The organism is Paenibacillus sp. JT22N15, assembly GCF_059383755.1.
The window spans coordinates 1-24,229 of record NZ_JBXENV010000021.1 but is presented as its reverse complement, the minus strand read 5'-3'; the positions used below and the strand labels follow the sequence as shown (position 1 = coordinate 24,229).

The following is a 24,229-nucleotide window of genomic DNA, read 5'->3' as shown; positions in this document are numbered from 1 at the left end:
TTCTGCCGCGCTGCGCTATTGAAGCAGCGTAGGCATATGTTCCTGATTCGGATCGTGATTGGATTTATAAGGATAACCTGGGTCATAAGGCTCGACATGAATCGTTGCGTCCGTTAGGTGGGTAAAGCGTGTCAACAGCAGTCGTTTCACTCTTTTCGCCACTTCATGCCCTTCAAGCACAGTCACGCGCGGATTAACGCTAATAACCGCCTCCGCAACGACGTAATGGCCCCGCTCGCGAGCATGCAGCGACTGTACGGTGACGACGCCTTCCACCCGTTGAACGAGCTGCATAAGCTCCTCGGTATTTTCGCTGTATACTTCTGCGGCAGCTTCCTCTCTATGAGGGGAAGGCACAATAATGCGATAGCCGCCGTTCATGACGATAACCGATATGACGATAGCAGCTGCCGAATCAAAATAATAAAGCACCGGAAGCGAAATCAGCTTGCCCAGCCACGCGGCTCCTGCACCAATGAACACAGCAAGTGTCGCATACAAGCTGCTGCCATGCTCCCGCTGTTTCCAGACGAGCTCCTTCACGAGCAGGCAGCCAGCCAGAACGACAAGCGCACTCCAATGAGGCGGCTTGCTAATGCCCTCTGCAATGTCCCGAACAGCCGAAATGCCAATTTCCAAGCCAATAAGGAGCAAGGCTGCCGCTAAAACGACATTCATGACGGTTTCTGTCTTCCGTGTTTCCTTATGCTTTCCAGCAGCAGCGCTGCTGGAAGGGGCTTCGCTGCCACTTTCATTACGCTGCGAAACGACCTTTTCCGCAAAAATAGCCGCCGCCTCAGCTGCCGATCGGCAACCATCCGCAAGCAATGCTTTGCTGCCGGACAGCCAGCCTGCTGCCCCTTTCAACAACGCCAACGCCGCATTACCCCAAATTCCTGACCAGCTGGCCGGCTCTGCTTTTGTATATCGTTGGTTCATTGTCATGACTGCCTCCTTCTACGCTGTTAGACCGCAGTCTTGGCAGGCTGCTTTGCTTTAGGCTTTTGTTTGCTTTTAAGAAGAAGCCAGAGCGGGCTCGCAATACAGATCGACGAGTATGCGCCGCTTGTCAGACCGATAATTTTCGCCAAGGCGAACAGCTTGATCGACTCGCTTCCGAAAAGGAATAAACAAACCGCGATAACGAGTACGGCCAGTACCGTATAAATGTTACGCGCCATCGTCTGCCAAAGGCTCTGATTGACCATATCTGCGAGCTGATCACGCGTTTTCAGCTTGCCAAAACGAAGATTTTCACGAATTCGGTCGAAAATAACGATTTTATCATTAATCGAATAACCGATTGTCGTCAATACTGCGGCAATAAACGGCAGATCGACTTCCAGACGGAAAATCGAAAATACAGCGACTACGACAAAAGCATCATACAAAATCGCAATGTTCGCCGCTAAAGCAAAGCGCCATTCAAAACGGATCATGACATAAATCATAATCGCAATACTTGCAATAATAACGGCATAAATCGTCTTGAAGCCAAGCTCACGCGCCATATCCGGGGATACTACGTTGACCTCTGCCGATACTTGATCGCCAAATTTTGCTTTAAACGCATTTTGAATTTCCGTGACCTTCGTTTGCTCCAATACTTCTTCAAAACGAGCTGAAACGCGATCGCCGTTCGTGCCGCCAACAGTCGGTGTAACGTTCGTAACGCCAGCTGTTGCCAAAACTTCCTTCGCTTCCGCTTGGGTCAAAGCTTTGCCGACTGCGATATCCATATTCGTACCCGCTTTAAAATCGACGCCATAGTTCAGGTTGAACAGGAACAGCGAGATAACCCCTAAAACCGTCAAAATAATAGAAGCCATGAAAAACTTTTTGCTATGCTTGATAAAGTCAAAATGCACTGTTGTTTTAAAGTTCACGGATGTCCGCCTCCTTCACGCCGAAATAGCTAGGTTTAGTAAACAGGTTGCTGCGAATCAGCAAATGTATCAGTAGGCGTGAGAAGAAAATGTTTGTAACGATACTGACCAAAATACTCAAAATCATCGTCAGTGCAAAGCCTCTGATCGCACCGTTTCCGATGTAATAAAGCACGCCGCAGGAAATCATGTTCGTAATGTTCGCATCCATAATCGTACGGAACGAGTTTTTGGAGCCTGCTTTAAGGGAGGAAAGCAAGCTTTTGCCGCTGCGGATTTCCTCTTTGATCCGTTCGTACATAATGATATTCGCGTCGACCGCCATCCCAATCCCGAGTACAAATGCGGCAATACCCGGCAGCGTTAACGTGACATTCAGCATCTCGAATACGAGTACCAGCATCCATGTAAATGTAATGACCGTAATACCCGCTACAACGCCCGGTATACGGAACAAAATAATCAGGAACACCAAAATAATCGCCGAGCCGATAACGCCGGCGCGAACGGTATCTTCAAGCGACTGCTGTCCAAGCTTTGCGCCAACGCTTTGCGTGTATTTCTCTGTCAGCTTAAGCGGCAATGCGCCCAAATTAATCGTATCTTTCAAATCATTCGCTTCATCAAGCGTGAAATTGCCGCTAATTTGCGCGCTTCCGCCGCTGATTGGCTGGTTGACGTTCGGATTCGACAGCATTTCATCGTCGAGATAAATCGCAAGCGTCTTGCCCGTCAGTCTTGTCGTAACATCCTCAAACTTCTTCGCATCTTTCAGCTTAATCGAAACGACCGGATTGTTCAGTGAATCATATTCGACCGTAGCTGCATTTTGCACAAAATCATCACCTTGAAGCTCAACCGTGCCATCTGGTGCTCTAAAGGTCAGATTAACCGGCTTCTTGATAATGTTTCTTACCTCATCCTCATTCGTAACGCCTGCAAGCTTGACGCGAATGCGGTTTGTTCCTTCTGTCGTTATCTCCGGCTCGGAAATACCCAGCTTGTCCGCCCGAGCCTCGAGGCTTTTCGCCGTATCCTTCAGCAAAGTAGGCGTTACTTTATCGCCAGCTGCAAGCGGTTCTGCTTCATAAAGCACCTCGAATCCGCCCTTCAAATCAAGGCCCAGCCGAATGCCGTTTACCAGCGATGGGCTCGTCCAAGCGATCACGCCAAACATGATGACAACGATCCCAAGGAAGGCAAATAATCTTTTCCCGTTCATATTTCCTAAGTCCCCCTTATGATCTCAATATTCCTATTATACTTGCGAGCAATTTTTGAGTCAAAAAAAAGAAACCCTTCCCTTAGAAATGGGTTCCCCGGTAGGCGCTAATCGTCAAAAAGTTCATAAAGCTCGTCACCTTCAGCGATAAAATGTCGTTGACCAGCTTGTGCAGCTCCGGCTGCCCGCTCTTTTTATATCCAGCGCTTACGCATGCCCAAATGTCTTTGCCACTTGCATGTTCATAGCCAATAAGCTGAAACTCCTCTGCCTTGCTGTTGCACAGCTGCTCAATTACCTGAACCAGGTCCTGTTCCTCCATAGCCGCGCCTCCCTTGCTTTTTTGCCTTGACTGCTACTATTCGCTGTCCATAGCACATATTCCTGCACATAAAGCGATGTTCATTATCCAATCATGATTCGGACATGCCGTGCATAACTATGATACTGCAACAATACGGCTAATGGAATGAGGGGCGAGTATGACCAAGCAAACGTTTATAAAAGGGGCCATGATTTTACTTGCAGCAGGCGTCATCAATCGAATTCTCGGCTTCGTCCCGCGCATTGCGCTGCCGCGCATTATAGGCGCCGAAGGCGTGGGGCTGTATCAGCTGAGCTATCCGTTTTTGGCGGTTATGCTGACAATAATTACCGGCGGCATTCCGCTCGCCGTTGCCAAATGGATTGCCGAAGCCCAGTCAAACGGAGATGAGGGGCGGGTCCGCCATATTTTCCGCAGTGCTCTGCTGCTTACGATTTTTCTTGCCATCACGCTGACCAGCCTGCTGCTGCTGTTCTCGCCTTGGATTACTGCGCATTTGCTGCCGGACAAGCGTGTGCAGCGCACATTTCTGTTCATGACGCCGATGCTGCTGATCGTCGGCGTCTCATCTGTATTTCGCGGCTACTTCCAGGGCAAGCAAAATATGATTCCCTCCGCCGCTTCCCAAATTGTGGAGACGGTGCTGCGAATTATTTTCTCGCTTAGCTTCGCGATGCTTCTCATGCCCAAAGGGCTGGAATGGGCAGCGGCTGGCGCCATGCTTGGCGTCGTGGTCGGTGAAATCGGCGGCCTAGCCGTCCTGCTGTGGAAATATGCGAGGGAAAAAAGGACTCCCGCTCTGCTGTCTGAAGCAAGCATGCCATCAACAGCTGCTGATAAGGGACCCATTATGGGCAAGCTGCTTAGCCTATCCATACCGGTTACAGCCAGCCGCCTTGTCGGCTCGCTCTCCTATTTGCTCGAATCTATTTTCACCGCTCGCAGTCTTGCTACGGCAGGCATTGCTACAGGCATTGCTACGGCACAGTACGGGGCGCTGCAAGGAATGGTCATCCCGCTCATCCTGCTGCCAACCGCTTTGACCTATTCCCTCGCCTCCTCGCTAATTCCGTCGCTTTCTGAAGCAGCGTCACGCGGCGATATGGCTACGATCCATAAGCGCTTGCACCAATCGATGAGGCTGGCCCTTGTCGCCGGAGCGCCTTTCGTCGTCATTCTCGGCCTATTCGCCGAGCCGATCTGCCGGATGCTGTACAACCACAGCGAGATTGCACCGATGCTGCAGCTGCTTGCTCCTGTCGGCCTTTTTATTTATTTGCAGGCTCCCCTGCAAGCAACTCTTCAGGCGCTCGATAAACCGGGCAAAGCGCTTATGAACACGTTTATTGGAGCTGCTATTAAGCTGGTCTTCATTATATATCTCGCCTCCAAGCCCGAATTTGGCATATATGGCGCTTTAATTGCGATTAATTTGAATATCGTGCTAGTCACTGCGCTGCATGGCATTAGCGTTCTCAAGCTGATCGGCTTCCGGATGAAGCTGCGTGATTTTATGAAGGTCATCTCTGCTATGGTTGTAATGGGGGCCGCAGCACGCTTCGTTATGAACCGGGAGCCCGTAGCTGCGGAATGGGTGAATTTGCTTGTTGCCTGTGCTTGCGGCGCAATTGTATATTTGGCGCTCATGGTATGGACGAACATTATTGACCGGCATGACCTCACCCGCTTGCCCAAAATCGGCCATTGGTTTTCACGAACCTAGACCATAGCCTGCGGTAATGTTTTAATAAATTCGTACCGTTAAAAAAAGCCGCGAGCGGTTTGGGACCTCCTTGCTCCCAAACTACTTTCGCGGCTTTTTCGTTTTATCCAAAAACAGCTTGCCTTTATGGTCTATTGTACAAAGGAATACTTCCTTAAAGTCGGTTACCCCTTCATCCTGAAGGACATTTTTCAACCAAAAACGGGTTTTCTCCAGCTTCTCCAAATTTTCATCCTGTACTTTGCCATCCATAATGAGCGGAATAGGCAAAATCTCAAAACGATATTTGGGCGGAATGACCTTAGCATTTTGCTGCATAGACAGCTTGCCCGCCAAATCCGAATTATGCTCAGCCCTACTGTCTTCTTCCGCCTGCTGCTGCAGCTCGTGTCCGCCCCTGCTCCGTTGTTCCTCCACATTCAAACGCTCTTCCGCTATCTCTTCCGGGGACCCTTCTGTACTTTTAGGAATGACCGACAGCTTGCCGCTCGTTTCCAAAATCGCAAATTCCACATCCGAGATTCTTGTAATTTGATTTTCTCTAAGCTGGAGCATAAAATCATCCAGATTATAGCGCTGCTTGCGCATGACATCGCGATTCAGCTTGCCCTTCGCCATAATAACGCTTGGCTTCCCGTCAAATAGCTGCCGCAGCTTGCGATTTTTCAGCGCCACAAAAGCCATTCCCACCTGCACCAGCATTAAAATAACCATCGGCACAATGCCTTCCCACATCGTTCGATCCAAATCCTCTATAACGATCACAGCTATTTCCGCAATCATAACCGAGATAACGAGGTCAAAAACCGACAGCTTGCCGATTTCCCGTTTTCCCATAAACCGCATGATGAGAAATACGATGAAATAAATCAATACGGTACGCAGCACAAGGGTCAGAAATTCCAAGTGGTCCCGCCTCCTTCATCGCTCGCGCCTGCTGCATTTTGGCCTGAGCGGTCTGTACACGTATTCTCACCTGCCGCCATCTCCCTCATACGAAACGGCCAGGCACGAATTTATGGTAAAGGCGGGAAAACATAAAATTACGGGATCAGAATAAAATACACATAAGCCGTAGAGACGAGCAGCGACATAAGCGCAATTGGCGCACCTACTTTAAGAAAGGCTCTAAAATGAAAGCTTTTGCCTTCCCGCAAAGCAAGGCCTGCGGCAATTACGTTTGCGGAAGCGCCAATGAGCGTGCCGTTGCTGCCGAGATTTGCGCCAAGCGACAGCGACCACCACAGCGGCTCCATTTGACCCGCGCTCAGTCCCAGCTCAGCACCCATCGCTTGAATAACGGGAACCATTGCCGTTACAAACGGCACATTATCCATCGTGGCGGAGGCTACACCGGAAATCCACAATAGCAGCAATGACGCTATATCAACATTACCGGAAGTCATTTGCAGCACAACCAAAGCGATTTGGTTGGTCCAATTCGTTGCCGAAAGTCCCGCTACCATAATAAATAAGCCGATAAAAAATAATATCGTACCCCAATCCACCATGCGGAAGGCAATTTCTGCTTCCTTGCGCTTCAAACCTATGACCATGAGCAGTGCCGCACTGCCAAGCGCGATAGCCGCCGGCTCAATGCCTAATGCCGAATGGAGCGTAAAGGCAATAATGGTTAGCAAAAAAACGACGACCGATTTGATCATCAGCGGGCGATTTTTAATGTAGGAGCTGGCGGAAAGCTTCATCAGCTCGCTTGCTTCCTTGCTTTTATGCGTAGGCTTAAAATGCTTGCGGTATACGAACAAAAACAAGCCTATCGTAACGATCAATATAAACAATGATACAGGTCCCAAATGGACGATAAAGGCATTAAACGTCAACTGCTTGTTCGCAGAGCCAATAATCATATTAACCGGATCACCGATTAAAGTAGCAGCACCACCGATGTTGGAAGCAGCAATTTCTGCAAAAATAAAAGGGTAAGGATTCAGCTTCAGCAATTTTGTAATCGACATTGTTACCGGAATGACGAGCAGCATAATCGTTACATTGTCCAGAAAAGCCGAGCTAATGCCGGTTAAGGCAATGAGCAGTATAAAGATTTTCCACGAGCTTCCTTTGACCCACTGGGCCAGCTTGATCGCTATGTATGGAATGACCCCTGCCCGGTTCAAAATGCCGACAAGCAGCATCATGCCGATGAGCAGCATAATGACCCGCCAGCCGACCGCCTCCGTAAAGGCAAAACGCAAGTCCAATATGCCCAGCACCAATATGAGAAATGCGCCTGCAAGCGCCGCCACTGCCCGATTGATTTTATCCGTAATGACAAAGGCATAGGTTACCAAAAAAATAACTGCTACCGCGATAACCTGCCAAGCCGCCGGATTGTAAAGCATTCCTGCTGCCTTGGTTTCCATCTCGCTTCACCCTTTCTTATCCCTCACATTATACGTAATTGGATAGAATTTCGTCCACCCTTCCGCTTGCCTGTACTATTCCGCAGAGCCTGGCCATATGGTTTAAGTAAAAGGAATTTAAAGGAGGAAAACGATGAATCCCATTAAACATGTTCCGCGGCCTCCCCAGATCGCTTCCCCTATGCTGGCGGGTCTCCTGTATGCCATCATTTGGCTTGCTTTAGGCGCATTGCTGCTCTCGCTTTTGCTGCATTTTGGAAATATGAAGGAAAGCAGCCTGCCGACTTTCGCAACATGTATTCATGGCGTATCCGCTTTTGCGGGCGGATTAACGTCCGGCAAGCGATCCGGCATGAAAGGCTGGTATCAGGGCGGATTGCTTGGCCTGCTCTATGGTTTGACCATATTGCTGATTGGCTTTCTGGCTGCCGATGCCGGATTTTCTCTGCATACCGCCATTGTCCTTGGCATTACTTTGCTGCTTGGCGCTTTTGGGGGCGTTATTGGCGTCAATCTTAAAAAGTAATTCGGCAGCCGGCATCATTTTCAGACGGCATAGGAGCGCTAACGGGGAAAAATAGAAGCAGCTTAGCCTAAAGAAGGCTTCTACATACTCATATAAAAAAAGCCTGCGTCTTGAAGGATTAACCTTCAAGGCGCAGGCTTTTTGGAGCTATCCTACTAATCTTTCGAAATCGTAGGCGCACTGCTAACGACCGAGCTAATTGCGCTGCGTTCAAACGTCAGCTTAACCGTATCATTGACGCGAAGTACGACTGTGTCATCCGTCAATTCCGTGATTGTACCGTGCATACCGCCGATTGTTGAAATTTTATCGCCTTTTTTCAATTGCGACAACAGCGCTGTACGCTGCTTTTGTTTCTTCTGTTGCGGACGAATAAGCAAGAAATAGAACACGGCAAACATAAGTAGTATCGGCCATGCCATGCCCCAAATGCTATTCGCTGGTGCTCCAGCTGCATCTGCTAACCATAGTGACATTGAAATCCCCCCTTTCTAAAATCCCTTATCGTTATCCCGCAACCCATAGCTGTCAAAAAACTCATCGCGAAAATCAAGGAGCCGATCTTCGGTAATCGCCTGACGCACATCCCTCATGAGTTGAAGCAGGAAATGTAGATTATGATAAGTCGTCAATCTCATACCGAATGTTTCATCGGCCTTCATCAAGTGGCGAATATACGCGCGTGAATAATTCGTGCATGTGTAGCAAGAGCATTTCGGATCAAGTGGACCAAAATCCTCTGCATACTTGGCATTGCGAATAACGAGTCTTCCCTCGCTTGTCATCGTTGTTCCGTTGCGCGCAATTCTCGTAGGAAGCACACAGTCGAACATATCGATGCCGCGAATGGAGCCTTCCAGCAGCGCATCGGGCGAACCAACTCCCATTAAATACCTTGGCTTGCCGGTTGGAAGCAGCGGTACCGTATACTCAAGTGCTTGATACATCAAGTGTTTCGGCTCACCGACACTTAGTCCTCCAATAGCATACCCCGGGAAATCCATGGAAGTCAAATCTTTCGCGCTCTGGATGCGCAGGTCCTCGTACATGCCTCCTTGGACGATTGCAAACAGCCCTTGATCATGTGGACGCGCATGGGATTCAAGGCAGCGCTCCGCCCAGCGTGTCGTGCGCTCAAGCGACTGTTTCACATAAGCATGCTCAGCTGGGTATGGCGGGCATTCGTCAAATGCCATCATAATATCCGAGCCAAGCGTATTTTGAATTTCCATCGCCTTCTCCGGCGACAAAAACATCTTGTCTCCATTCAGATGGGAGCGGAACTGGACGCCTTCTTCCGTAATTTTACGCATCTCGCTCAAGCTGAACACCTGAAAACCGCCGCTGTCAGTCAAAATTGGACGGTCCCAGTTCATAAACTTATGCAATCCGCCTGCACGCCCAATCAAATCATGTCCGGGGCGCAAAAACAGATGGTACGTATTGCTCAAAATAATATGAGCATCCATCGTTTTCAGCTCTTCCGGGCTCATCGTCTTTACCGTCGCCTGAGTTCCCACTGGCATAAAAGCCGGCGTCTCAATAACGCCATGGGGCGTATGGACGCGGCCAAGCCGCGCTCCAGACTGCTTGCACACTTTTAACAATTCATAGGTTACAGCCACAATTCACGCTTCCTGTCTTCTTTAATTTTGTTGCTCCACTATTAATAAATAAACATCGCATCACCGAAGCTAAAAAAGCGGTATTCCTCACGAATCGCTTCTGCATAAGCGCTCATAACCGCATCGCGCCCAGCAAGCGCGCTGACGAGCATAACCAGCGTCGACTTGGGCAAATGGAAATTGGTTAGCAGCGCATTAACGAGCTTGAAGGAGTAGCCCGGAAAAATAAAAATATCAGTCCAGCCGCTGCATGCCTGAATCGCTTCCTTCTCAAAGCGCGCCGCAACGGTTTCCAGCGTCCTTGCAGAGGTTGTCCCTACAGCAACGATGCGTGCGCCCTCGACCTTCGCCTGATTCAGCAGCGCCGCGGTCTCCTCGCTAAGCTCGTAATATTCCGAATGCATCACATGCTCTTCCACTACGTCTACCGACATCGGCCGAAACGTTCCAAGCCCAACATGCAGCGTCACATAAGCAATGCGCACACCTTTATCCGCAAGCTGCTGCAAAAAGTCAGCTGTAAAATGCAGTCCAGCCGTCGGGGCTGCCGCCGAGCCATCATGCTTGGCATAAACGGTCTGATAGCGCTCGCGCTCCTCCAGACGTTCCCGAATGTAAGGCGGAAGCGGCATTTCTCCAAGCCGCTCCAGCAGCTCCTGAAAAATGCCCGTATACGCAAACCGGATCGTACGGCCGCCCATATCGCCTTCTTCTTCAACAAAGGCACGAAGCAGCGGCTGGCCGCTGCCGTCATCGCCAAACCATACCTCTGCGCCGATCTTCATGCGTTTGGCAGGCTTCGCGAGCGCCTCCCAGCGGTCACCTTCCAGCTGCTTGAGCAGCAGCAGCTCAATCTTCGCCCCTGTATCCGCCTTCGCGCCAATTAAACGAGCAGGCAGTACCCTGGTGTCATTAAGCACCAGCACATCGCCGGCATGCAAATGCTGTGCCAGATCGGTGAAGCTTTCATGATTCACCGCGCCATTGCTGCGGTCCAGCGTTAAAAGCCTCGATGAAGTGCGCTGCTGCAGCGGGGTCTGAGCAATTAAATGCTCCGGCAGTTCAAAATCAAACATTTCTACGTTCATCTGTCAGTCATCATTCCTTAGCGATAGTTACATCATTATAATAGTATTTCAGAATATAAGAGTAGTCATACCCTTGCTCGGCAAGGCCAAGCGCCCCATACTGGGACAAACCGATGCCATGGCCGAAGCCTGTACCGATGAAACGGAAGCTCGGCGTCTTCGTCGCTTCACGAATCTTGCCCTTGCTGCCCATAATATACAGCTTGGCATCCATTTGCTTCACTTCGCCGCCTGCCCCAATCGTATAGATCGCACCTGCACTCTCAGGCTTTGTTGTCGTTTTCTTATTCGCTCCGAGTACGTTCACGCGTGCTGTCTCGTCAATTTGGAACAAGGTGCTCGGCAGGCTTCCCAGCGCCGTCCGCAGCATATCCGGATATTTGACCTCCAGCTTTTTGCCGTTCGCCAGCATTTCCGTAGCCCGACCCGACTGTCCTGTCTTGCTCACTTGGAGCGAAGTAATTGGACCGGCTATCGTGGTGACGCTCTTGAGTGAAGCAACCAGCTCCTCTGAGCTGAAAGGTCCTCGTACCCAAGACATCGGACCGGATTGCACTGATTTTTCCAAGACGACTACCTTTGCACCCGCATTAACTTGGCCAACCAACGGCACATCATCTTGGATGAGCGGTATTTTCCGCACCTTTACGCCGTCCGTATTCACCTTCATCAACTTAATTCCTGCGGGATTCGTTTCGCTCGTTGCCGTAAGCAAATCTTCGCGAATATAGCCGGTCAAGCCGCTTGGGAGCACGACGCGGTACCAGCTGTACAGCCCTTTTTCCGCCGAGCTGTCCGTCGGGCTTTTGACACTCGTCAAATAAGGAACGGCATTGCCCCATACTTCCTTGGCATCCGCTGTAGCCCCGCCGCCATTGGAGGAATAAAGCGCCTCAATCAGCTTGCCTTTATAAAGCACGACCTCGCCTTGCGTCGCGTCTACCGCTTGAATCGTGGATTGCTTCTCCGTGCTTGTTCCCGCATAGGCTTGGCTGCTCACACTATCGACTACATGGGCGATTTGAAAGCCCGTGCCTTGATAGAGCGCATACGTTCTAGCGGCTACCGCCTGAGCCTTCAAAGCCTCCTGCGGCCAAGTCGCAACCATTTCCGCACCTACAACGGAATACAAATACTGCTCAAACGGAAGTTCATTTACGACTGCAAGCTTCCCATTAAAATCACTAAACTCAAAAGCACCGCGATACGTACGGCTGTAACGCTCCGTCAGTTTGATCGTTTCTTTGCCTGCCGGCTCGACCCATACTTTGGCGCTTGTTACAGGGAACGTATACATCGTAAGTGAGCTTCCCGACTTGCCTGTCAGCGTATGGTCGTTCTTCAGCAGCAGATAAGGCGATTTGGCGTCAGCCTGCAGCAGGCTGACGCCAGATGCTCCAGACGCTACCTTGATGAGGTCTAGATCAGCACTGCTGGCAGCAGCACCTACCATAACCGAATAACGCAGTCCGCTGGCTGGCTTGCGCACAGCGATATACGTATCAATTCCCGCTGCCTCAAATGATGACGATGCCTTAACAGCCTCAGCTTTAGAAGCATAGCCTGTGCTTTCCAGATGAAGCGGCCCTTGCAGCTCCGGCTGCGAACCGCCGGACAGCTTCGTTAACTCGCTGTCTGACTTCCATTTGCTTAGCGCAGTTTTTGCTTCTTCAACGGTTTTGTAGGTACCTTCTGTTACTTGATATACCGTCTTGCTTTTCTTCGTTAAGGAAGTAATAAAACCGCTGCCCTTCGCCGTCTGCACTCTTTTATAAGCGCTAAGCGCCGTCTCGAAGCTGGTCGTTTCCAGCACCTTGACCTTATAATCGTCCTTGGCAAAGCGGGCCTGTACATTGCCTGCCTCCCGCAGCCATTCCTCCGCGCCGGACGGCTGCTTCATTCCAATGGACAAGCCGCCTGCCGAGCTGAGTGTTGCTGCGGCTGTATTCACCGAATATTTCCCCGGAAATTGCAAAAATATAGCGACTCTTATCGAATCAAGCTGAGGTACGGCTCCTTGAGAAGGCTGTACATGCCACATCGAAATGAGCATTAGCCCAGCTAAAGTTAGAAGCGACAGCCGTCTGATCGAAAAGCGGGCGTTCATCTCACCTTCCCCCTTCTGGGTGATTATTGTTCTGCATTGGCGGCTTCCATTCGCAGCCATCCACCGAGCAGCTTTGCTCTGTTCTGCCAAACCATTCGTAACGTCGGCCCGCAATGATGCGATAAATAGCATCTGCTATTCGCCGCATGCCTGGGATCCGGTACAACAGGGCGAGCGCTCCCAGCCCTTTAACCGTGCGCAGCACGCGTATAACGCCGTCTGCTCCGGCATATAACATGCCATTGCTGTCCGCAACATGCATTTTCTCATAAAGCTGCTGCGTGCTCACCTGCTGAATGCCAGGAACGCTCACCGTTCCCGGCTGTTCCAATTGCTGAATTTGCACAAATTGCAAATGGGCCCGCGACGGAAGCTCCTTGAGCCTTGCAACCGTTGCAATGCATAGATTGCACTGGCCATCATAGACGATAAACAGCTTTTCTGCTGAATGCTTCCCCGCGCCAGCCATTCTAATTTCTCTCCGGGTATGGAATGCCTATATGGCGATACGCCTGCTCGGTCGCCATACGTCCGCGTGGCGTACGCTGGAGAAAGCCAATCTGCATTAAATATGGCTCATATACATCTTCTATCGTCTGGCTTTCCTCGCCAATTGTAGCCGCGATTGTATCCAGGCCTACTGGACGCCCGGCAAATGTCGTCATCATTGCATGCAGCATTTTATGGTCGATGCTGTCCAGTCCCATCGGATCAACCTGCAGAAGCTCCAGCGCCGAGCTTGCTATTTCGTCTGTTATAATGCCATCGCCACGCACCTGGGCAAAATCCCTTACCCGCTTGAGCAGGCGGTTGGCAATTCGCGGTGTTCCACGGGAGCGCAGCGCAATTTCCTGAGATGCTTCGCCCACGATGGAAATATCGAAAATTTCCGCCGAGCGCGAAATAATATAAGCAAGCTCATCAACCGTATAAAACTCCAGCCTGCTGATGACGCCGAAGCGGTCCCGCAGCGGAGCGGAAAGCAGCCCCGCCCTTGTCGTTGCGCCAATTAATGTAAAAGGCGGCAAATCAAGCCGTACGGATCTTGCGCTTGGCCCTTTGCCGATCATAATGTCGAGCGCATAATCCTCCATTGCCGGATAAAGCACTTCTTCTACTGTACGGTGCAGCCTATGGATTTCATCGATAAACAGCACGTCGCCCTCCTGCAAATTCGTCAGCAGGGCAGCGAGATCGCCTGGGCGCTCAATAGCTGGTCCCGATGTCGTACGCAGGTTTACGCCAAGCTCATTGGCGATTATGTTCGACAGCGTTGTTTTTCCAAGTCCGGGCGGCCCGTAAAGCAATACATGATCGAGCGCTTCCTTGCGAAGCTTTGCCGCGTCTATGTATACTTTTAAATTTTCCTTCGCCTTCGATTGACCGATATATTCAGCCAAATAACGAGGACGCAGACTTAGCTCCACCGCCTGATCATCCATCATAAGGTTGGCGGAAATAATTCTTTCGTCCATCCGTGCTCAGCTCCTTTTCGTCAACCTTTAAACAGCTGCTGCAAAGCGCGCTTCATGAGGGAATCAACCGTCTCCTCTGGAATCACCGTCTGCTGCAAGCCATGCCATGCCCGGTCAAGCTCCGCAGCTGTATAACCAAGCGCTGCGAGTGCCTCACGCGCTTCTTCCCAAGCGGTGCCTGCTCCCTGCCCGCTTCCGCTTTGGAATAAATCAGGCTCCAGGTAAGCGCCCGCCGCCGACAGCACTGCCGCATCGCTTGCGATGCCTGCAAGCTTGTCCTTCAAATCCAAAATCATCCGCTGCGCCGTCTTCTTGCCAATGCCCGGCAGCTTCGTAAGAAACGTAATGTTTTCCTGCTGAATGGCAGCAATAACGGTTTCTGGCTTGCCTCCTGCGAGTATGCCCAGCGCCACGCGCGGCCCAATGCCCGATACTTCCAGCAGCTTGCGGAACAGCGTCTGTTCCTCGCGCGTTGCAAACCCGTACAGCAAAATCGCATCCTCGCGAACGGAATGATGAATATATAGGGTTGCAGGCTCTTCCCTTTTCGCTAACGCATAGGGATTCGGCGTAAACACCCGGTAACCGACATCTCGTACATCCAGCACCACATACTCCAGCTCAACATGGGACACTATACCTCGTAAAAAATCAATCATGATCGTCCCGCCTCATTAATTTTTTGGACTAAAACTGCCGAATGGGCATGGCAAATGGCCACTGCCAGCGCATCCGCCACATCATCGGGCTTCGGAATGGCCGATAAATTCAGGAACATCTTGACCATCTCCTGCACTTGGCGCTTTTCCGCCTTGCCGTAGCCTACAACAGCCTGCTTAACTTGCAGCGGCGTATATTCCGCAACCGGAAGCCCGCGCTGCGCCGCCGCCAAAATAATAACCCCCCGCGCCTGACCAACCGCAAACGCCGTTGAAACGTTCCGGTTGAAGAACAGCTTCTCCACTGCAACCGAATCGGGCTTATACTTATCCATTAGGGCAACAGCCGAATCATAAATTTGAATGAGCCGCTCCTCGGGCGCCGTATGCGCCTCCGTCTGAATACAGCCATACTGAACAGGCTTGAGCTTATGACCCTGTTTATCAATGAAACCAAAACCCGCTATCGCAATACCGGGATCTATGCCAAGAACGCGCAAACCGCCAACTCCTTATTCCTGCCGTTTATTTCTCCTATTATACCAAAAGACAGAAAGGATGAGAACATGCGTTTGAGGAAAGTGTCGAGGAGCAGCCGATTTTCTTTACACCATCATTCATTATACAACAAGAAGAGGACGTCCTCTATAAGAACGTCCTCCGGGCTGCTATTTTCATCTAATAAGCGGATCGTTTAGCCGGTTTGCCATGTCCCAGCTCATAGTCGCTAAAGGTAGACAGGACGCTGTTAAACTCTTCGATGTCATTGATTTTAATGCCGTGGGTCAGCTGCTCTACTTTGTCGCGGGGCAAGCTGCTTTCCAAATACCGAATATCCAGTTGAAAAAAAGTTCTTAGCACCTTCTCCTGCTGGGGGGCCCCCTCAAACAGCGATAAATTCCCCTGCCTGTCCACGCCCATATACGCTTCATTCTGGCAATGCTTCGAAAACTCATCCACCGTCTGCTCAACCAGCACCCGGCTCGTTTTTTTATCGAAGCTTGCATGCCATTCGCCATTCGCCTCGAGCAGCCGGATCAGCTGGAGAGAAGTCATGCGCCCAAGCGGCCTGCTCTCCTCGCCGCATAGATAGTAGCGGCGCAGCATGACGCTGACTGGCTCCTGCTGCTCCCGCAGCTCGCGCAGCAGCTCAGAAGAGGGGCCGCTGGCGGCTCCTGCACTAGATGCTGCTCCTACGCCTACGGGATTAGCGCCAGACGCTGAATCGGCAAAATTGGCGACGGCGCTTGCCAGGTTGATGGCCGCAGCCGCCTTCGCAGGATGCCAGACAGTACCCGCTAGCGTGACGGCGAGCAAGGCGATACTGCCTAGCGTCCAAAGCGGACGGCGGCGAAGCTTTCTTTTTAGCTGCTTCCATAAGCTCATTAGCATCATGTTTGAACCCCTTTGTACCTTTTTATTGCATAGGGTTCCACTGAGTTTCCAATATTATGCGCGTAAGAGAAACACCGAAGGAGGGCTAGCTTTTTACAAGCTCATAGGGCAGTTCCTTCTCCGCGTTTTCAACTGAGCTATCGTCCACATGCTCCTCTAGCGTCGCAAATAAAGCACGGGTGTAAGGATGCTTAAGCTTGCCTTCCTCCCATTCACTAAACGTTTCCACGATTTCGCCCTGATACATGACGGCGATCCGGTCGCACAGTTGACGGGCAAGCGCCAGATCATGCGTAATGAACAAGTAGGCCAGCTCTTGCTGCCGCTGAATTTGCTGGAGCTTCGCCACGATAGAAGTCTGCGATAAAGGATCGAGACTGGCTAACGACTCGTCAAAAATAATCACTTCCGGGCGCACCGCCAGCGCTCTCGCGATGCATACGCGCTGCTTCTGCCCTCCGCTAAGCTGATGCGGCAGCTTGCCTAGAAAGCTCTCGTCCAGGCCAACGGCGCGCATGAGCTGTTTGCTTAAGTCCCGAATTTCCAGCGGATGCTTAGCTCCAAAATTGCGCATTGGCTCTGCCAGCACCTCTTTAACAAGCATCCGGGGATGCAAGGAGGATGCAGAGTCCTGAAGGACAAGCTGTACGCTTTTGTATACCTGCAAATCCTTCATATGATGTCCATGAATAGACTGTCCGCCGAGCAAAATTTGCCCGGAGCTTAGCGTTTCCAGCTTCATAATGAGCCTTGCTAATGTGCTTTTCCCGCTGCCGCTTTCCCCAACAAGCCCAAGCGTTTCTCCGCGATGCAGCGCGAGATCAACCTGCTTCACAGCTTGAACGGCCGTGCTGCTGTCCTTCGCCTTAAGCCCTCTTCGCTTTCTCAGCAGCCGCAGCGGAAACGCCTTGGTCACTTGACGCAATTCCAACACAATCATAGGACGCTTCCTTTCGCTTGGACTGAAGCCATCCCGCCCGGCTGCATCGTGATGACACGATCCGCGAATTTGCGGACGCTTTGCTCGTCATGCGAAATGAGCAGCACCGTCAAGCCGAAATCCGCCTGCAGCTGCTTCAGCAAAGCTAACACTCGGTCGCGATTGAGTGCATCCAGCGCCGTCGTCGGCTCATCGGCAATAAACAATGCCGGCTCCGTGCTCAGCATCATTGCAAGCAGCACCCTTTGCCGCATGCCTCCGCTCAGTTCAAAAGGGTATGCGTCCAAAATCGCTGCCGGGTCCGCAAAGCCAATCCGTTCCAGCATCGTGCCCAAATACGCTTCCATTTCTTTGCGCGAACGCTTCGCTTGCAGCTTCAACGTCTCGACCATTTGCCTGCGCACCGTGCGGATCGGATCTAGGCCGCTCAGCGAATGCTGAATAAGAAGGGCGATTTCCTCACGGCGAAGCTTCTGCAAGCGACGCTCATCATAACGGGAAATATCATCCTCCTTATAAAAAATATGCCCGCCTGTCAGGCGCAGCCCGGTTTCCAGCAGCCCGACAAGCGCATGGGCAGTCATGCTTTTGCCGCAGCCGCTCGGCCCTACAAGCGCAGCCATTTCACCGGCATGAAGCTCCAAGGATACATTTTGGATAATAGGCAGCCATTTTCCAGCTTCCTGCCGGGAAATTTCTATATTTTGAACGCAGAGCAGCGGGGTATCGTTAAGGTTGGCGCTGTTGTTAATGTTGGTAGTGTTCGCCGCCATCTTACACCTCCTTCGGAACGTCAGCGTTCTGCTCTTTAAACCGGTCGCCAATTAATTGGCACGATAATACGAAGCTTACGATGGCAAGCCCCGGATAAATCATAACATGCGGCGCCAGCTGAAAATAACGTGTAGCATCATGCAGCATGACGCCCCATTCAGGAGTAGGCGGCTGAACGCCCAGCCCGAGGAAGGATAGCCCGGCGATGAGCAGCACGATTTTTCCAATGTCAAGCGTACTGAACACAGCGATCGGCGCTGCAATCTGCGGCAAAATATAACGGCGCATAATCCGCAGATGCGAATTGCCGGACATGCGGGCTGTTATTAAATAATCCTCCTTGCTCACCTTAAGCACGAGCCCGCGAATGAGCCGGACATAATTGGCCCACCTCACGATGACAATCGCGATGATCATATTCGCAAACCCGGGTCCGAGTATGCCCACAATGGCAATTGTCAGTACAAAATCAGGAAAAGCGAGCGTGCCATCCATCAGCCGCATAAAAAAATGATCGGTGCGCCCGCCAAAATAGCCTGTTAACAGCCCAATCGGCAAGCTAATGCATAAGCTCAATCCCAAAATGACAAAAGCAATCGTAACCGTCGTCCGAATCCCATATAAAATGCGCGATAAAATGCAGCGCCCCAAATGATCGGTGCCAAAAGGATATTCGCCGCTCGGCGCCAGAAGCCGATTCGGCAGATTCACCTGAAGCGGATTATGAGGCGCGAGCCACGGGGCCAGCAAGCCCAGCAGCACAATACTTGCAAACAGGCCGATGCCAAGCAGCAAGCTTGTATTCTTTTTTTGAAAAAGGGTCCGCATAAAAAAGAGTTCCTCCTAGCTTGCCCGCAGCCGCGGGTCCAAGCGCACATAAAAAACTTCCACCGCCAAATGGATTGCGACAAACAAGAAGGAGGTGAATACGACATAACCTTGAATGACCGGATAATCCCGCGCCGTTATCGCTTCAATAATATATTTGCCTACACCGGGCCAGGAAAAGATCGTCTCAACGATCACATTGCCTCCCAGCATAAAAGCAAAGCTTGTCCCCAGCATCGATAAGATCGGCAAAAAGGCATGCTTGAACACTTGAAAAATGAATATTCTTCCTTTGGATAAGCCTCTCGCACGCGATGCTTTGACGAAGTTCTGGTTGTTCATCTCCAGCATATTCGTCCGCAAAACCCGGGCATAGACCGCGCCAAGCCCTAGGCCAAGCGTAACCGCCGGCATGAGGAGATGAGCAAAGCCCCCGCGTCCCATGGAAGGCAGCCAGCCTAGCCGGACCGAGAAAAAATAAATCAATAAAAAACCGAGCCAAAAGGAGGGGATCGAGGCGCCCAGCAGCGCAAGGATTCGGCCTATCCGGTCCAGCAGCCCTGTTGAAAAGATTGCGGTCACCATGCCTATAAGGCACGTTGCCAGCAGCATGACCAATGCGCCAGCAGAAGCAAGCTCCAGTGTGGCGGGCAGCCTTTTGAGCAGTTCCCCGGCAACCGGCTCCTTGGACATATAAGATGTCCCCCACTGCCATGTAAATACATCGCCTAGCCAGCCTATATATTGACTCCACAAGGAATCCGTCAGTCCCATTTCCTCCCGGAGCGCGTCAATCGCCTCCTGCGAGGCCGGGATATTATGCGTGGTCAGCAAAATTCTCGCCGGATCGCCTGGAGATACCCGCATTAATATGAAGGTAAGCGTCGCTACGCAAAAAATGACGAGCAGCATTTGCGCGACGCGTTCTAGCCAAAAACGAAGCATACTTAAGTTCACCCTTTACTTAAGGGATATCGACTTCAGCCGTCACATAATAATATTCGATCGGATGCGGTATGAAGCCCGTTACCCCTTTTTTCACGCCAAATACATTGTCAGGATGTACGATAAACGACTGCGGCAAATCAGCATTAATAATATCTTGGGCCTGTATCGCAAGCGCATTGCGCGCATCGGTATCCGCCGTATCGTTAAGCTTATCGATTACCGTCTCAAGCGGCTTCGATTCATAATGGCTGACATTCGATTCGCTAGCAGCTTGATAGAAAATGTTCAAGAAATATTGCGGATCGCCCGTCTGCGCCGTCAGCATGCTGTACATCGCAAGGTCCCAATCGGACTTCGCAAGCTCAGCGTCAATATTTTCAACCTTGCGTATTTTCACGGTAATTCCTTCATTAAGCAGTTGATTTTGAATAACCTCTGCCATAACCGACAGCTCTGGGCGGTGCGGGAACGTAAGGAGCGTCGCCTCGAACGGCTTGCCTTCCTTCTCCCACATGCCTTCCTCATTTTTCTGCCAGCCGCCAGCGGTCAGCAATTGCTCCGTCGTTTCCCCTGCTGCTTGCTCCGCCACTTTGCCGAATGGCAAAATTTCCGGGAACGGGCTTTTCGCTTTCGTGCCGTAACCACGCATAACCGATTCAATAATCGCCTCGCGCGGAATCGCTTGATCTACAACCTCGCGGTTCGATTTTTCTTTAAACAAAGCAGAATTCATATTAAATAATACCATATGTGTACGAACCGATGGGGCAGACAGCACTTCCAGCTTGCTGTCCTTCTCTACCAGCTCAATGCTGTCAATCGGAATGTCCGTTGCGACATCTACTTCACCAGCCTGCAGCGCCATCAGACGCGTGTTGCCATCGGTTACAAACTTCATCGTCACTTCTGAAAGCTTTGCGGGTTCCCCCCAATAGCCATCATAACGCTCAACAACAAGCGATACGTCTTTCGTAAATTGCTTGATTTTGAAAGCTCCCGTCATGGCCGGGTAGCTGCCCGCTTCCTTCATGCTGTCAACATCAAGAATAATCGTGCTTGGATCAGCCAAGCTGGAAATGATCGCCGAGTTCGGCTGTGTCGTAATCATTTTCAGCTCGTCAGGCGCAAGCACTTCAATATCTTTAACCAGAAGCAAATCCTTCGCCAAATGGCTGTTCGCAATGGAACGCAGCAGCGATGCTTTTACGCTTTCAGCATCCATTTTTTTGCCGTTGTGGAACGTTACGCCCGTTTCCAGCTTGAACGTCCACGTATTAGCATCCTCCTGCTTCCATTCCTTCGCGAGCCAAGCGGATGGCTGCAGCTGCTCATTCAATTTAATCAGCGTTTCCCCTGCGCCCGAGCGCATAACATCCCAGCTATCGTCGCCATGCGGATCAACGCCTGCAGGGTTCCAAGTGTACGCCATTGTTAGTGTTTTTTTAGCGGCAGCAGCGTTGTTTCCCGAGGCAGCATCCGTGCCCTGCTCTGCGTTTTGGCCAGCATTCGTGCTGCATCCTGCAAGGACCAGCATCAAGCAAACGATCATCATTCCAAGTGACAAGCTAAGTGGCTTCTTCGTGTGGTTCATTTTTCTTTTGTCTCCCCTTCTAGTAAGCGTAAACGGCCGAAAGCCGTCCTGTGGCGGCAAAGCTACCGTTTCGCGTAGAAATATAGAGAAAGGATAGAAAAATCATATCTTTTCTCTATATTTAAAAAAAGCATCCCCGACCCTTAAAAAGCAGTCAGAAATGCTTTTATGTTAAATAACTAAACCTTATCTGCGTCTGCTCGCCATGAAGCAACAAATAATCGTTAGACATTTTGCAATAAATGGGCATAACCAACCACCTCCCTAAGCACCGTAGGTCAAACAGTGATGTTAAAACAGGCAGGTCTCCTGACTTGGGGCCTCCCTCTCTTCCCTTCCCAGCTAGGGTAAGCATCTGCTATTCGTCTTGCGACGAAAAGAAGCTCATCAGCCAGTGGCTTATTTGTGAGGGGAGCGCAGCCTGTGTAAGCTGCTGCCCTTTACAGTGGCGGGTCCGTGTCGGCCTTTAACCGAACTTCCCTTTTAAGCGAACGAAGACGTATAAGTTCCAGCCAACATTTCGCACCTATTTTCATTCAAGTATGAAGTTTTGCAGGCTCATAAGCCCGTCCTGTCCGTAATCCATTCTTAATCATAGGGAGGAAGCGGGAATCTGTCAATGGCTTTAATTCGAAAATGAAAGTGTTTTCAACATAAAACTTTCATATTTTTTCCAGTAATGTTATATTGAAATTACTTCACGCATGATGAGCTTATTTATTAAATTAATCCAATAGATAACCTAATCAAATAGAAAAGGAATGATCACAGTGACGGTGAAAATCCTTCCAGTTGAAGAAAAGCAAATTATTGATTCATATTGGTTTTACAGTGATTTTTATTCTATTATCTCGCGTGTGGACTCGAAAAAATTATGGTTTATGAATAATTATATTAATTTATTCGATATTCCTGATCCAAACCAATTATATACCTTTTTCTTCAACGGTTATTATAGAGATAAAATGGTTGAGTTTTATGACTGCCCTTTTATTGATTTTCAGCGGATAGCGTTAGACAGGCAAAGCTCAACGATTTTAAATAACGAGCTGTTTGATTTTATTAAAGCATCGATTGATGGCGGCTATTATGTAATCGTTATGATCGATCGTTTTCATATTAAAGAGTATGAAATTTCGGCAAAATCCCCACATGAAGTCATGATAAATGGGTATGATGATGCAAATAAAAAGCTGTACTTTTGTGACAATAATGCCAACGGAAAATATTCAACGAATATCACCTGTGATTACGAAGCTTTTCATAGAGCATTTCATATATTAGAAATCGATGCCCATGATTTTAAAGACCATCTTTATTTATTGAAGCCGCTCGAAAATAACAATTATACTTTTTCACTAACCTATGTGAAAAATACGATGAACGCCTACCTCTCGTCTAGGGCACATACGGATGAACATTATAACCAAGCTTTAGGCACCCCCGGGCTAACCTTCGGTATTAATGTATACGACAAGGCCTCCGAATATTTAAAATATTTGGCTCAAGAAGAGGTAGTATTTGATATTAGATCGTTCCACCTGCTTTACGACCATAAGAAATGCATGACTATGCGATTAGACTACATGATTAATAACCATCATTTGATTGATGATAATCTAATTTTAAGCAGATGGAAAAAGCTGGAGGCTGCTGCACTGGCTGTAAGAAATTCCATCTTAAAATATTGGCTTACTCGAAGCTCGGATACGTTGTACAAGCAAATGGAGCAGCTGCAAAAATTGAAGGAGACGGAAAAGATTTTGCTGCAGGAGATTGTAGATCAGTTGAAGGATGGTTAGATTTATTAACAAATCAGAGAGCACCTCTTCTCCGTTATGAAGAAAAGGTGCTTTGCTATTAACTTATTAATTTAAAAACTAGCGGCTAATCCAAGGGCTGCTGTTTTGCTTGCTCGTTCTAGAACGAGGGGCAACGGTGCGAATTACCGCTTTTTTATTGGATTTGCGCTGCGCATTGTTTTTGCCGTTTTTCACATTGATTGTCGTTGTTTCTTTTACTTGCTCATCCTCTTCGCGCTTATCCTTGCAGCCGCAATTGCATGGCTTTTGTGACTCAACTCCTGCGGTTTGCATAGGATAATATCCGTAAGGCGGGAACGGAGGAAATGCTGAGACGGGATAGCCGTTGCAGTTGTTGCCGATTGGCGACACCATTCCGCCATAACCGTAGCCTTGTGTGTTTGCTGGCGATACGGCTCCACCATAGCCGTAGCCTTGCGTTTCTGCCGGCGATACCATTCCGCCATAGCCTTGCGTGCTTGCTGGCGATACGGCTCCACCATAGCCGTAGCCTTGCGTTTCTGCTGGCGATACGGCTCCACCATAGCCGTAGCCTTGCGTTTCTGCTGGCGATACGGCTCCACCATAGCCGTAGCCTTGTGTTTCTGCCGGCGATACGGCTCCACCATAGCCGTAGCCTTGTGTTTCTGCCGGCGATACGGCTCCACCATAGCCGTAGCCTTGCGTTTCTGCTGGCGATACCATTCCGCCATAGCCTTGCGTGCTTGCCGGCGATACGGCTCCACCATAGCCGTAGCCTTGCGTTTCTGCTGGCGATACCATTCCGCCATAGCCTTGCGTGCTTGCTGGCGATACGGCTCCACCATAGCCGTAGCCTTGCGTCTCTGCTGGCGATACCATTCCGCCATAGCCGTAGCCTTGCGTCTCTGCCGGCGATACCATTCCGCCATAGCCGTAGCCTTGCGTCTCTGCC

At 50.2% G+C, this 24,229-nt stretch carries 23 protein-coding genes, 1 pseudogene and 1 riboswitch; of the genes and pseudogenes, 3 read left to right on the top strand and 21 right to left on the bottom strand.

All coding sequences use genetic code 11. The features are described 5' to 3' along the window. Positions 1–15: 15 nt before the first annotated feature. From AC50X8_RS29465 to AC50X8_RS29450, 4 genes are all read right to left on the bottom strand, one after another. The gene (locus AC50X8_RS29465) at positions 16–939 is read right to left on the bottom strand and encodes a cation diffusion facilitator family transporter (RefSeq protein WP_494883107.1); all 924 of its coding nucleotides are present in this window, start codon (positions 937–939) and stop codon (positions 16–18) included. A gap of 26 nt (positions 940–965) precedes the next feature. Beyond that, positions 966–1,886: a protein translocase subunit SecF gene (secF, locus tag AC50X8_RS29460; protein WP_074904695.1), complete on the bottom strand. Its 921-nt coding sequence runs from the start codon at positions 1,884–1,886 to the stop codon at positions 966–968. Further along, the gene (gene secD / locus AC50X8_RS29455) at positions 1,876–3,108 is read right to left on the bottom strand and encodes a protein translocase subunit SecD (protein ID WP_046229348.1); all 1,233 of its coding nucleotides are present in this window, start codon (positions 3,106–3,108) and stop codon (positions 1,876–1,878) included. Before secD ends, secF begins: the two co-directional genes overlap by 11 nt. Positions 3,109–3,190: 82 nt before the next feature. After that, complete coding sequence (locus tag AC50X8_RS29450) at positions 3,191–3,430, bottom strand: post-transcriptional regulator (protein ID WP_494883105.1); 240 nt, start codon at positions 3,428–3,430, stop codon at positions 3,191–3,193. Between the two features lie 160 nt (positions 3,431–3,590). On the opposite strand from AC50X8_RS29450, the gene spoVB reads away from it, so the two are divergent. Continuing rightward, the gene (gene spoVB, locus AC50X8_RS29445; protein ID WP_056039972.1) at positions 3,591–5,156 is read left to right on the top strand and encodes a stage V sporulation protein B; all 1,566 of its coding nucleotides are present in this window, start codon (positions 3,591–3,593) and stop codon (positions 5,154–5,156) included. 81 nt (positions 5,157–5,237) lie between these two features. Here the strand turns inward: spoVB and AC50X8_RS29440 are convergent, their stop codons facing one another. Then, on the bottom strand, positions 5,238–6,002 hold the full coding sequence (locus AC50X8_RS29440; protein WP_494883171.1) for a DUF421 domain-containing protein: 765 nt from the start codon (positions 6,000–6,002) through the stop codon (positions 5,238–5,240). A 197-nt stretch (positions 6,003–6,199) separates the two neighbouring features. Further along, on the bottom strand, positions 6,200–7,537 hold the full coding sequence (locus AC50X8_RS29435; protein ID WP_494883103.1) for an ArsB/NhaD family transporter: 1,338 nt from the start codon (positions 7,535–7,537) through the stop codon (positions 6,200–6,202). A gap of 133 nt (positions 7,538–7,670) precedes the next feature. Between AC50X8_RS29435 and AC50X8_RS29430 the strand changes: the two genes are divergently transcribed. Beyond that, on the top strand, positions 7,671–8,063 hold the full coding sequence (locus tag AC50X8_RS29430; protein ID WP_056039970.1) for a TIGR04086 family membrane protein: 393 nt from the start codon (positions 7,671–7,673) through the stop codon (positions 8,061–8,063). Positions 8,064–8,218: 155 nt separating this feature from the next. Here the strand turns inward: AC50X8_RS29430 and yajC are convergent, their stop codons facing one another. From yajC to AC50X8_RS29360, 14 genes are all read right to left on the bottom strand, one after another. Then, positions 8,219–8,539, bottom strand: a complete 321-nt coding sequence (yajC, locus tag AC50X8_RS29425; protein ID WP_056039968.1) for a preprotein translocase subunit YajC — start codon at positions 8,537–8,539, stop codon at positions 8,219–8,221. A gap of 15 nt (positions 8,540–8,554) precedes the next feature. After that, a complete protein-coding gene (tgt, locus tag AC50X8_RS29420; RefSeq protein WP_494865652.1) occupies positions 8,555–9,691 on the bottom strand; it encodes a tRNA guanosine(34) transglycosylase Tgt in 1,137 nt (378 codons plus the stop codon). Positions 9,692–9,729: 38 nt separating this feature from the next. Further along, positions 9,730–10,776 (bottom strand): tRNA preQ1(34) S-adenosylmethionine ribosyltransferase-isomerase QueA, encoded by a 1,047-nt coding sequence (gene queA / locus AC50X8_RS29415; RefSeq protein ID WP_494865638.1) that lies wholly within the window; start codon positions 10,774–10,776, stop codon positions 9,730–9,732. Between the two features lie 10 nt (positions 10,777–10,786). Next, positions 10,787–12,883 (bottom strand): SpoIID/LytB domain-containing protein, encoded by a 2,097-nt coding sequence (locus AC50X8_RS29410; protein WP_494865640.1) that lies wholly within the window; start codon positions 12,881–12,883, stop codon positions 10,787–10,789. 1 nt (position 12,884) lies between these two features. After that, complete coding sequence (locus tag AC50X8_RS29405; protein WP_494883099.1) at positions 12,885–13,352, bottom strand: thiol-disulfide oxidoreductase DCC family protein; 468 nt, start codon at positions 13,350–13,352, stop codon at positions 12,885–12,887. 1 nt (position 13,353) lies between these two features. After that, positions 13,354–14,358, bottom strand: coding sequence for a Holliday junction branch migration DNA helicase RuvB (ruvB, locus tag AC50X8_RS29400; RefSeq protein WP_056039956.1), 1,005 nt, complete (start codon positions 14,356–14,358; stop codon positions 13,354–13,356). A gap of 20 nt (positions 14,359–14,378) precedes the next feature. Continuing rightward, positions 14,379–15,017, bottom strand: a complete 639-nt coding sequence (ruvA, locus tag AC50X8_RS29395) for a Holliday junction branch migration protein RuvA (protein WP_056039954.1) — start codon at positions 15,015–15,017, stop codon at positions 14,379–14,381. Further along, positions 15,014–15,517, bottom strand: coding sequence for a crossover junction endodeoxyribonuclease RuvC (gene ruvC, locus AC50X8_RS29390; protein ID WP_494883093.1), 504 nt, complete (start codon positions 15,515–15,517; stop codon positions 15,014–15,016). Before ruvC ends, ruvA begins: the two co-directional genes overlap by 4 nt. A gap of 178 nt (positions 15,518–15,695) precedes the next feature. After that, positions 15,696–16,412, bottom strand: a complete 717-nt coding sequence (locus AC50X8_RS29385) for a BofC C-terminal domain-containing protein (RefSeq protein ID WP_494865644.1) — start codon at positions 16,410–16,412, stop codon at positions 15,696–15,698. Positions 16,413–16,497: 85 nt separating this feature from the next. After that, positions 16,498–17,352 (bottom strand): ABC transporter ATP-binding protein, encoded by an 855-nt coding sequence (locus tag AC50X8_RS29380; protein WP_494883091.1) that lies wholly within the window; start codon positions 17,350–17,352, stop codon positions 16,498–16,500. Then, entirely contained in the window at positions 17,349–18,125 is a 777-nt protein-coding gene (locus AC50X8_RS29375; protein WP_494883089.1) for an ATP-binding cassette domain-containing protein, read from the bottom strand. The genes AC50X8_RS29380 and AC50X8_RS29375 overlap by 4 nt, the downstream gene beginning before the upstream one ends. A 1-nt stretch (position 18,126) precedes the next feature. Continuing rightward, on the bottom strand, positions 18,127–18,954 hold the full coding sequence (gene nikC / locus AC50X8_RS29370) for a nickel transporter permease (RefSeq protein ID WP_494883087.1): 828 nt from the start codon (positions 18,952–18,954) through the stop codon (positions 18,127–18,129). A gap of 15 nt (positions 18,955–18,969) precedes the next feature. After that, on the bottom strand, positions 18,970–19,899 hold the full coding sequence (gene nikB / locus AC50X8_RS29365; protein ID WP_056039947.1) for a nickel ABC transporter permease: 930 nt from the start codon (positions 19,897–19,899) through the stop codon (positions 18,970–18,972). Between the two features lie 19 nt (positions 19,900–19,918). Next, positions 19,919–21,493: an ABC transporter substrate-binding protein gene (locus AC50X8_RS29360; RefSeq protein ID WP_494883085.1), complete on the bottom strand. Its 1,575-nt coding sequence runs from the start codon at positions 21,491–21,493 to the stop codon at positions 19,919–19,921. A gap of 282 nt (positions 21,494–21,775) precedes the next feature. Continuing rightward, a riboswitch (cobalamin riboswitch) is annotated at positions 21,776–22,038 on the bottom strand. 225 nt (positions 22,039–22,263) lie between these two features. On the opposite strand from AC50X8_RS29360, the gene AC50X8_RS29355 reads away from it, so the two are divergent. After that, complete coding sequence (locus AC50X8_RS29355) at positions 22,264–23,295, top strand: hypothetical protein (RefSeq protein WP_494883083.1); 1,032 nt, start codon at positions 22,264–22,266, stop codon at positions 23,293–23,295. Between the two features lie 78 nt (positions 23,296–23,373). On the opposite strand, the pseudogene AC50X8_RS29350 reads toward AC50X8_RS29355, so the two are convergent. Then, positions 23,374–24,229 (bottom strand): annotated as a pseudogene (locus tag AC50X8_RS29350) (hypothetical protein); the annotation flags it as partial.

Coding starts and splice junctions, on each gene's coding strand:
- AC50X8_RS29465 (WP_494883107.1), bottom strand. CDS start 939: ATGAACCAACGATATACAAAAGCAGAGCCGGCCAGCTGGTCAGGAATT.
- secD (WP_046229348.1), bottom strand. CDS start 3,108: ATGAACGGGAAAAGATTATTTGCCTTCCTTGGGATCGTTGTCATCATG.
- AC50X8_RS29450 (WP_494883105.1), bottom strand. CDS start 3,430: ATGGAGGAACAGGACCTGGTTCAGGTAATTGAGCAGCTGTGCAACAGC.
- spoVB (WP_056039972.1), top strand. CDS start 3,591: ATGACCAAGCAAACGTTTATAAAAGGGGCCATGATTTTACTTGCAGCA.
- AC50X8_RS29440 (WP_494883171.1), bottom strand. CDS start 6,002: ATGCGGTTTATGGGAAAACGGGAAATCGGCAAGCTGTCGGTTTTTGAC.
- AC50X8_RS29435 (WP_494883103.1), bottom strand. CDS start 7,537: ATGGAAACCAAGGCAGCAGGAATGCTTTACAATCCGGCGGCTTGGCAG.
- AC50X8_RS29430 (WP_056039970.1), top strand. CDS start 7,671: ATGAATCCCATTAAACATGTTCCGCGGCCTCCCCAGATCGCTTCCCCT.
- yajC (WP_056039968.1), bottom strand. CDS start 8,539: ATGTCACTATGGTTAGCAGATGCAGCTGGAGCACCAGCGAATAGCATT.
- queA (WP_494865638.1), bottom strand. CDS start 10,776: ATGAACGTAGAAATGTTTGATTTTGAACTGCCGGAGCATTTAATTGCT.
- AC50X8_RS29410 (WP_494865640.1), bottom strand. CDS start 12,883: ATGAACGCCCGCTTTTCGATCAGACGGCTGTCGCTTCTAACTTTAGCT.
- AC50X8_RS29405 (WP_494883099.1), bottom strand. CDS start 13,352: ATGGCTGGCGCGGGGAAGCATTCAGCAGAAAAGCTGTTTATCGTCTAT.
- ruvB (WP_056039956.1), bottom strand. CDS start 14,358: ATGGACGAAAGAATTATTTCCGCCAACCTTATGATGGATGATCAGGCG.
- ruvA (WP_056039954.1), bottom strand. CDS start 15,017: ATGATTGATTTTTTACGAGGTATAGTGTCCCATGTTGAGCTGGAGTAT.
- AC50X8_RS29385 (WP_494865644.1), bottom strand. CDS start 16,412: ATGATGCTAATGAGCTTATGGAAGCAGCTAAAAAGAAAGCTTCGCCGC.
- AC50X8_RS29380 (WP_494883091.1), bottom strand. CDS start 17,352: ATGATTGTGTTGGAATTGCGTCAAGTGACCAAGGCGTTTCCGCTGCGG.
- AC50X8_RS29375 (WP_494883089.1), bottom strand. CDS start 18,125: ATGGCGGCGAACACTACCAACATTAACAACAGCGCCAACCTTAACGAT.
- nikC (WP_494883087.1), bottom strand. CDS start 18,954: ATGCGGACCCTTTTTCAAAAAAAGAATACAAGCTTGCTGCTTGGCATC.
- nikB (WP_056039947.1), bottom strand. CDS start 19,899: ATGCTTCGTTTTTGGCTAGAACGCGTCGCGCAAATGCTGCTCGTCATT.
- AC50X8_RS29360 (WP_494883085.1), bottom strand. CDS start 21,493: ATGAACCACACGAAGAAGCCACTTAGCTTGTCACTTGGAATGATGATC.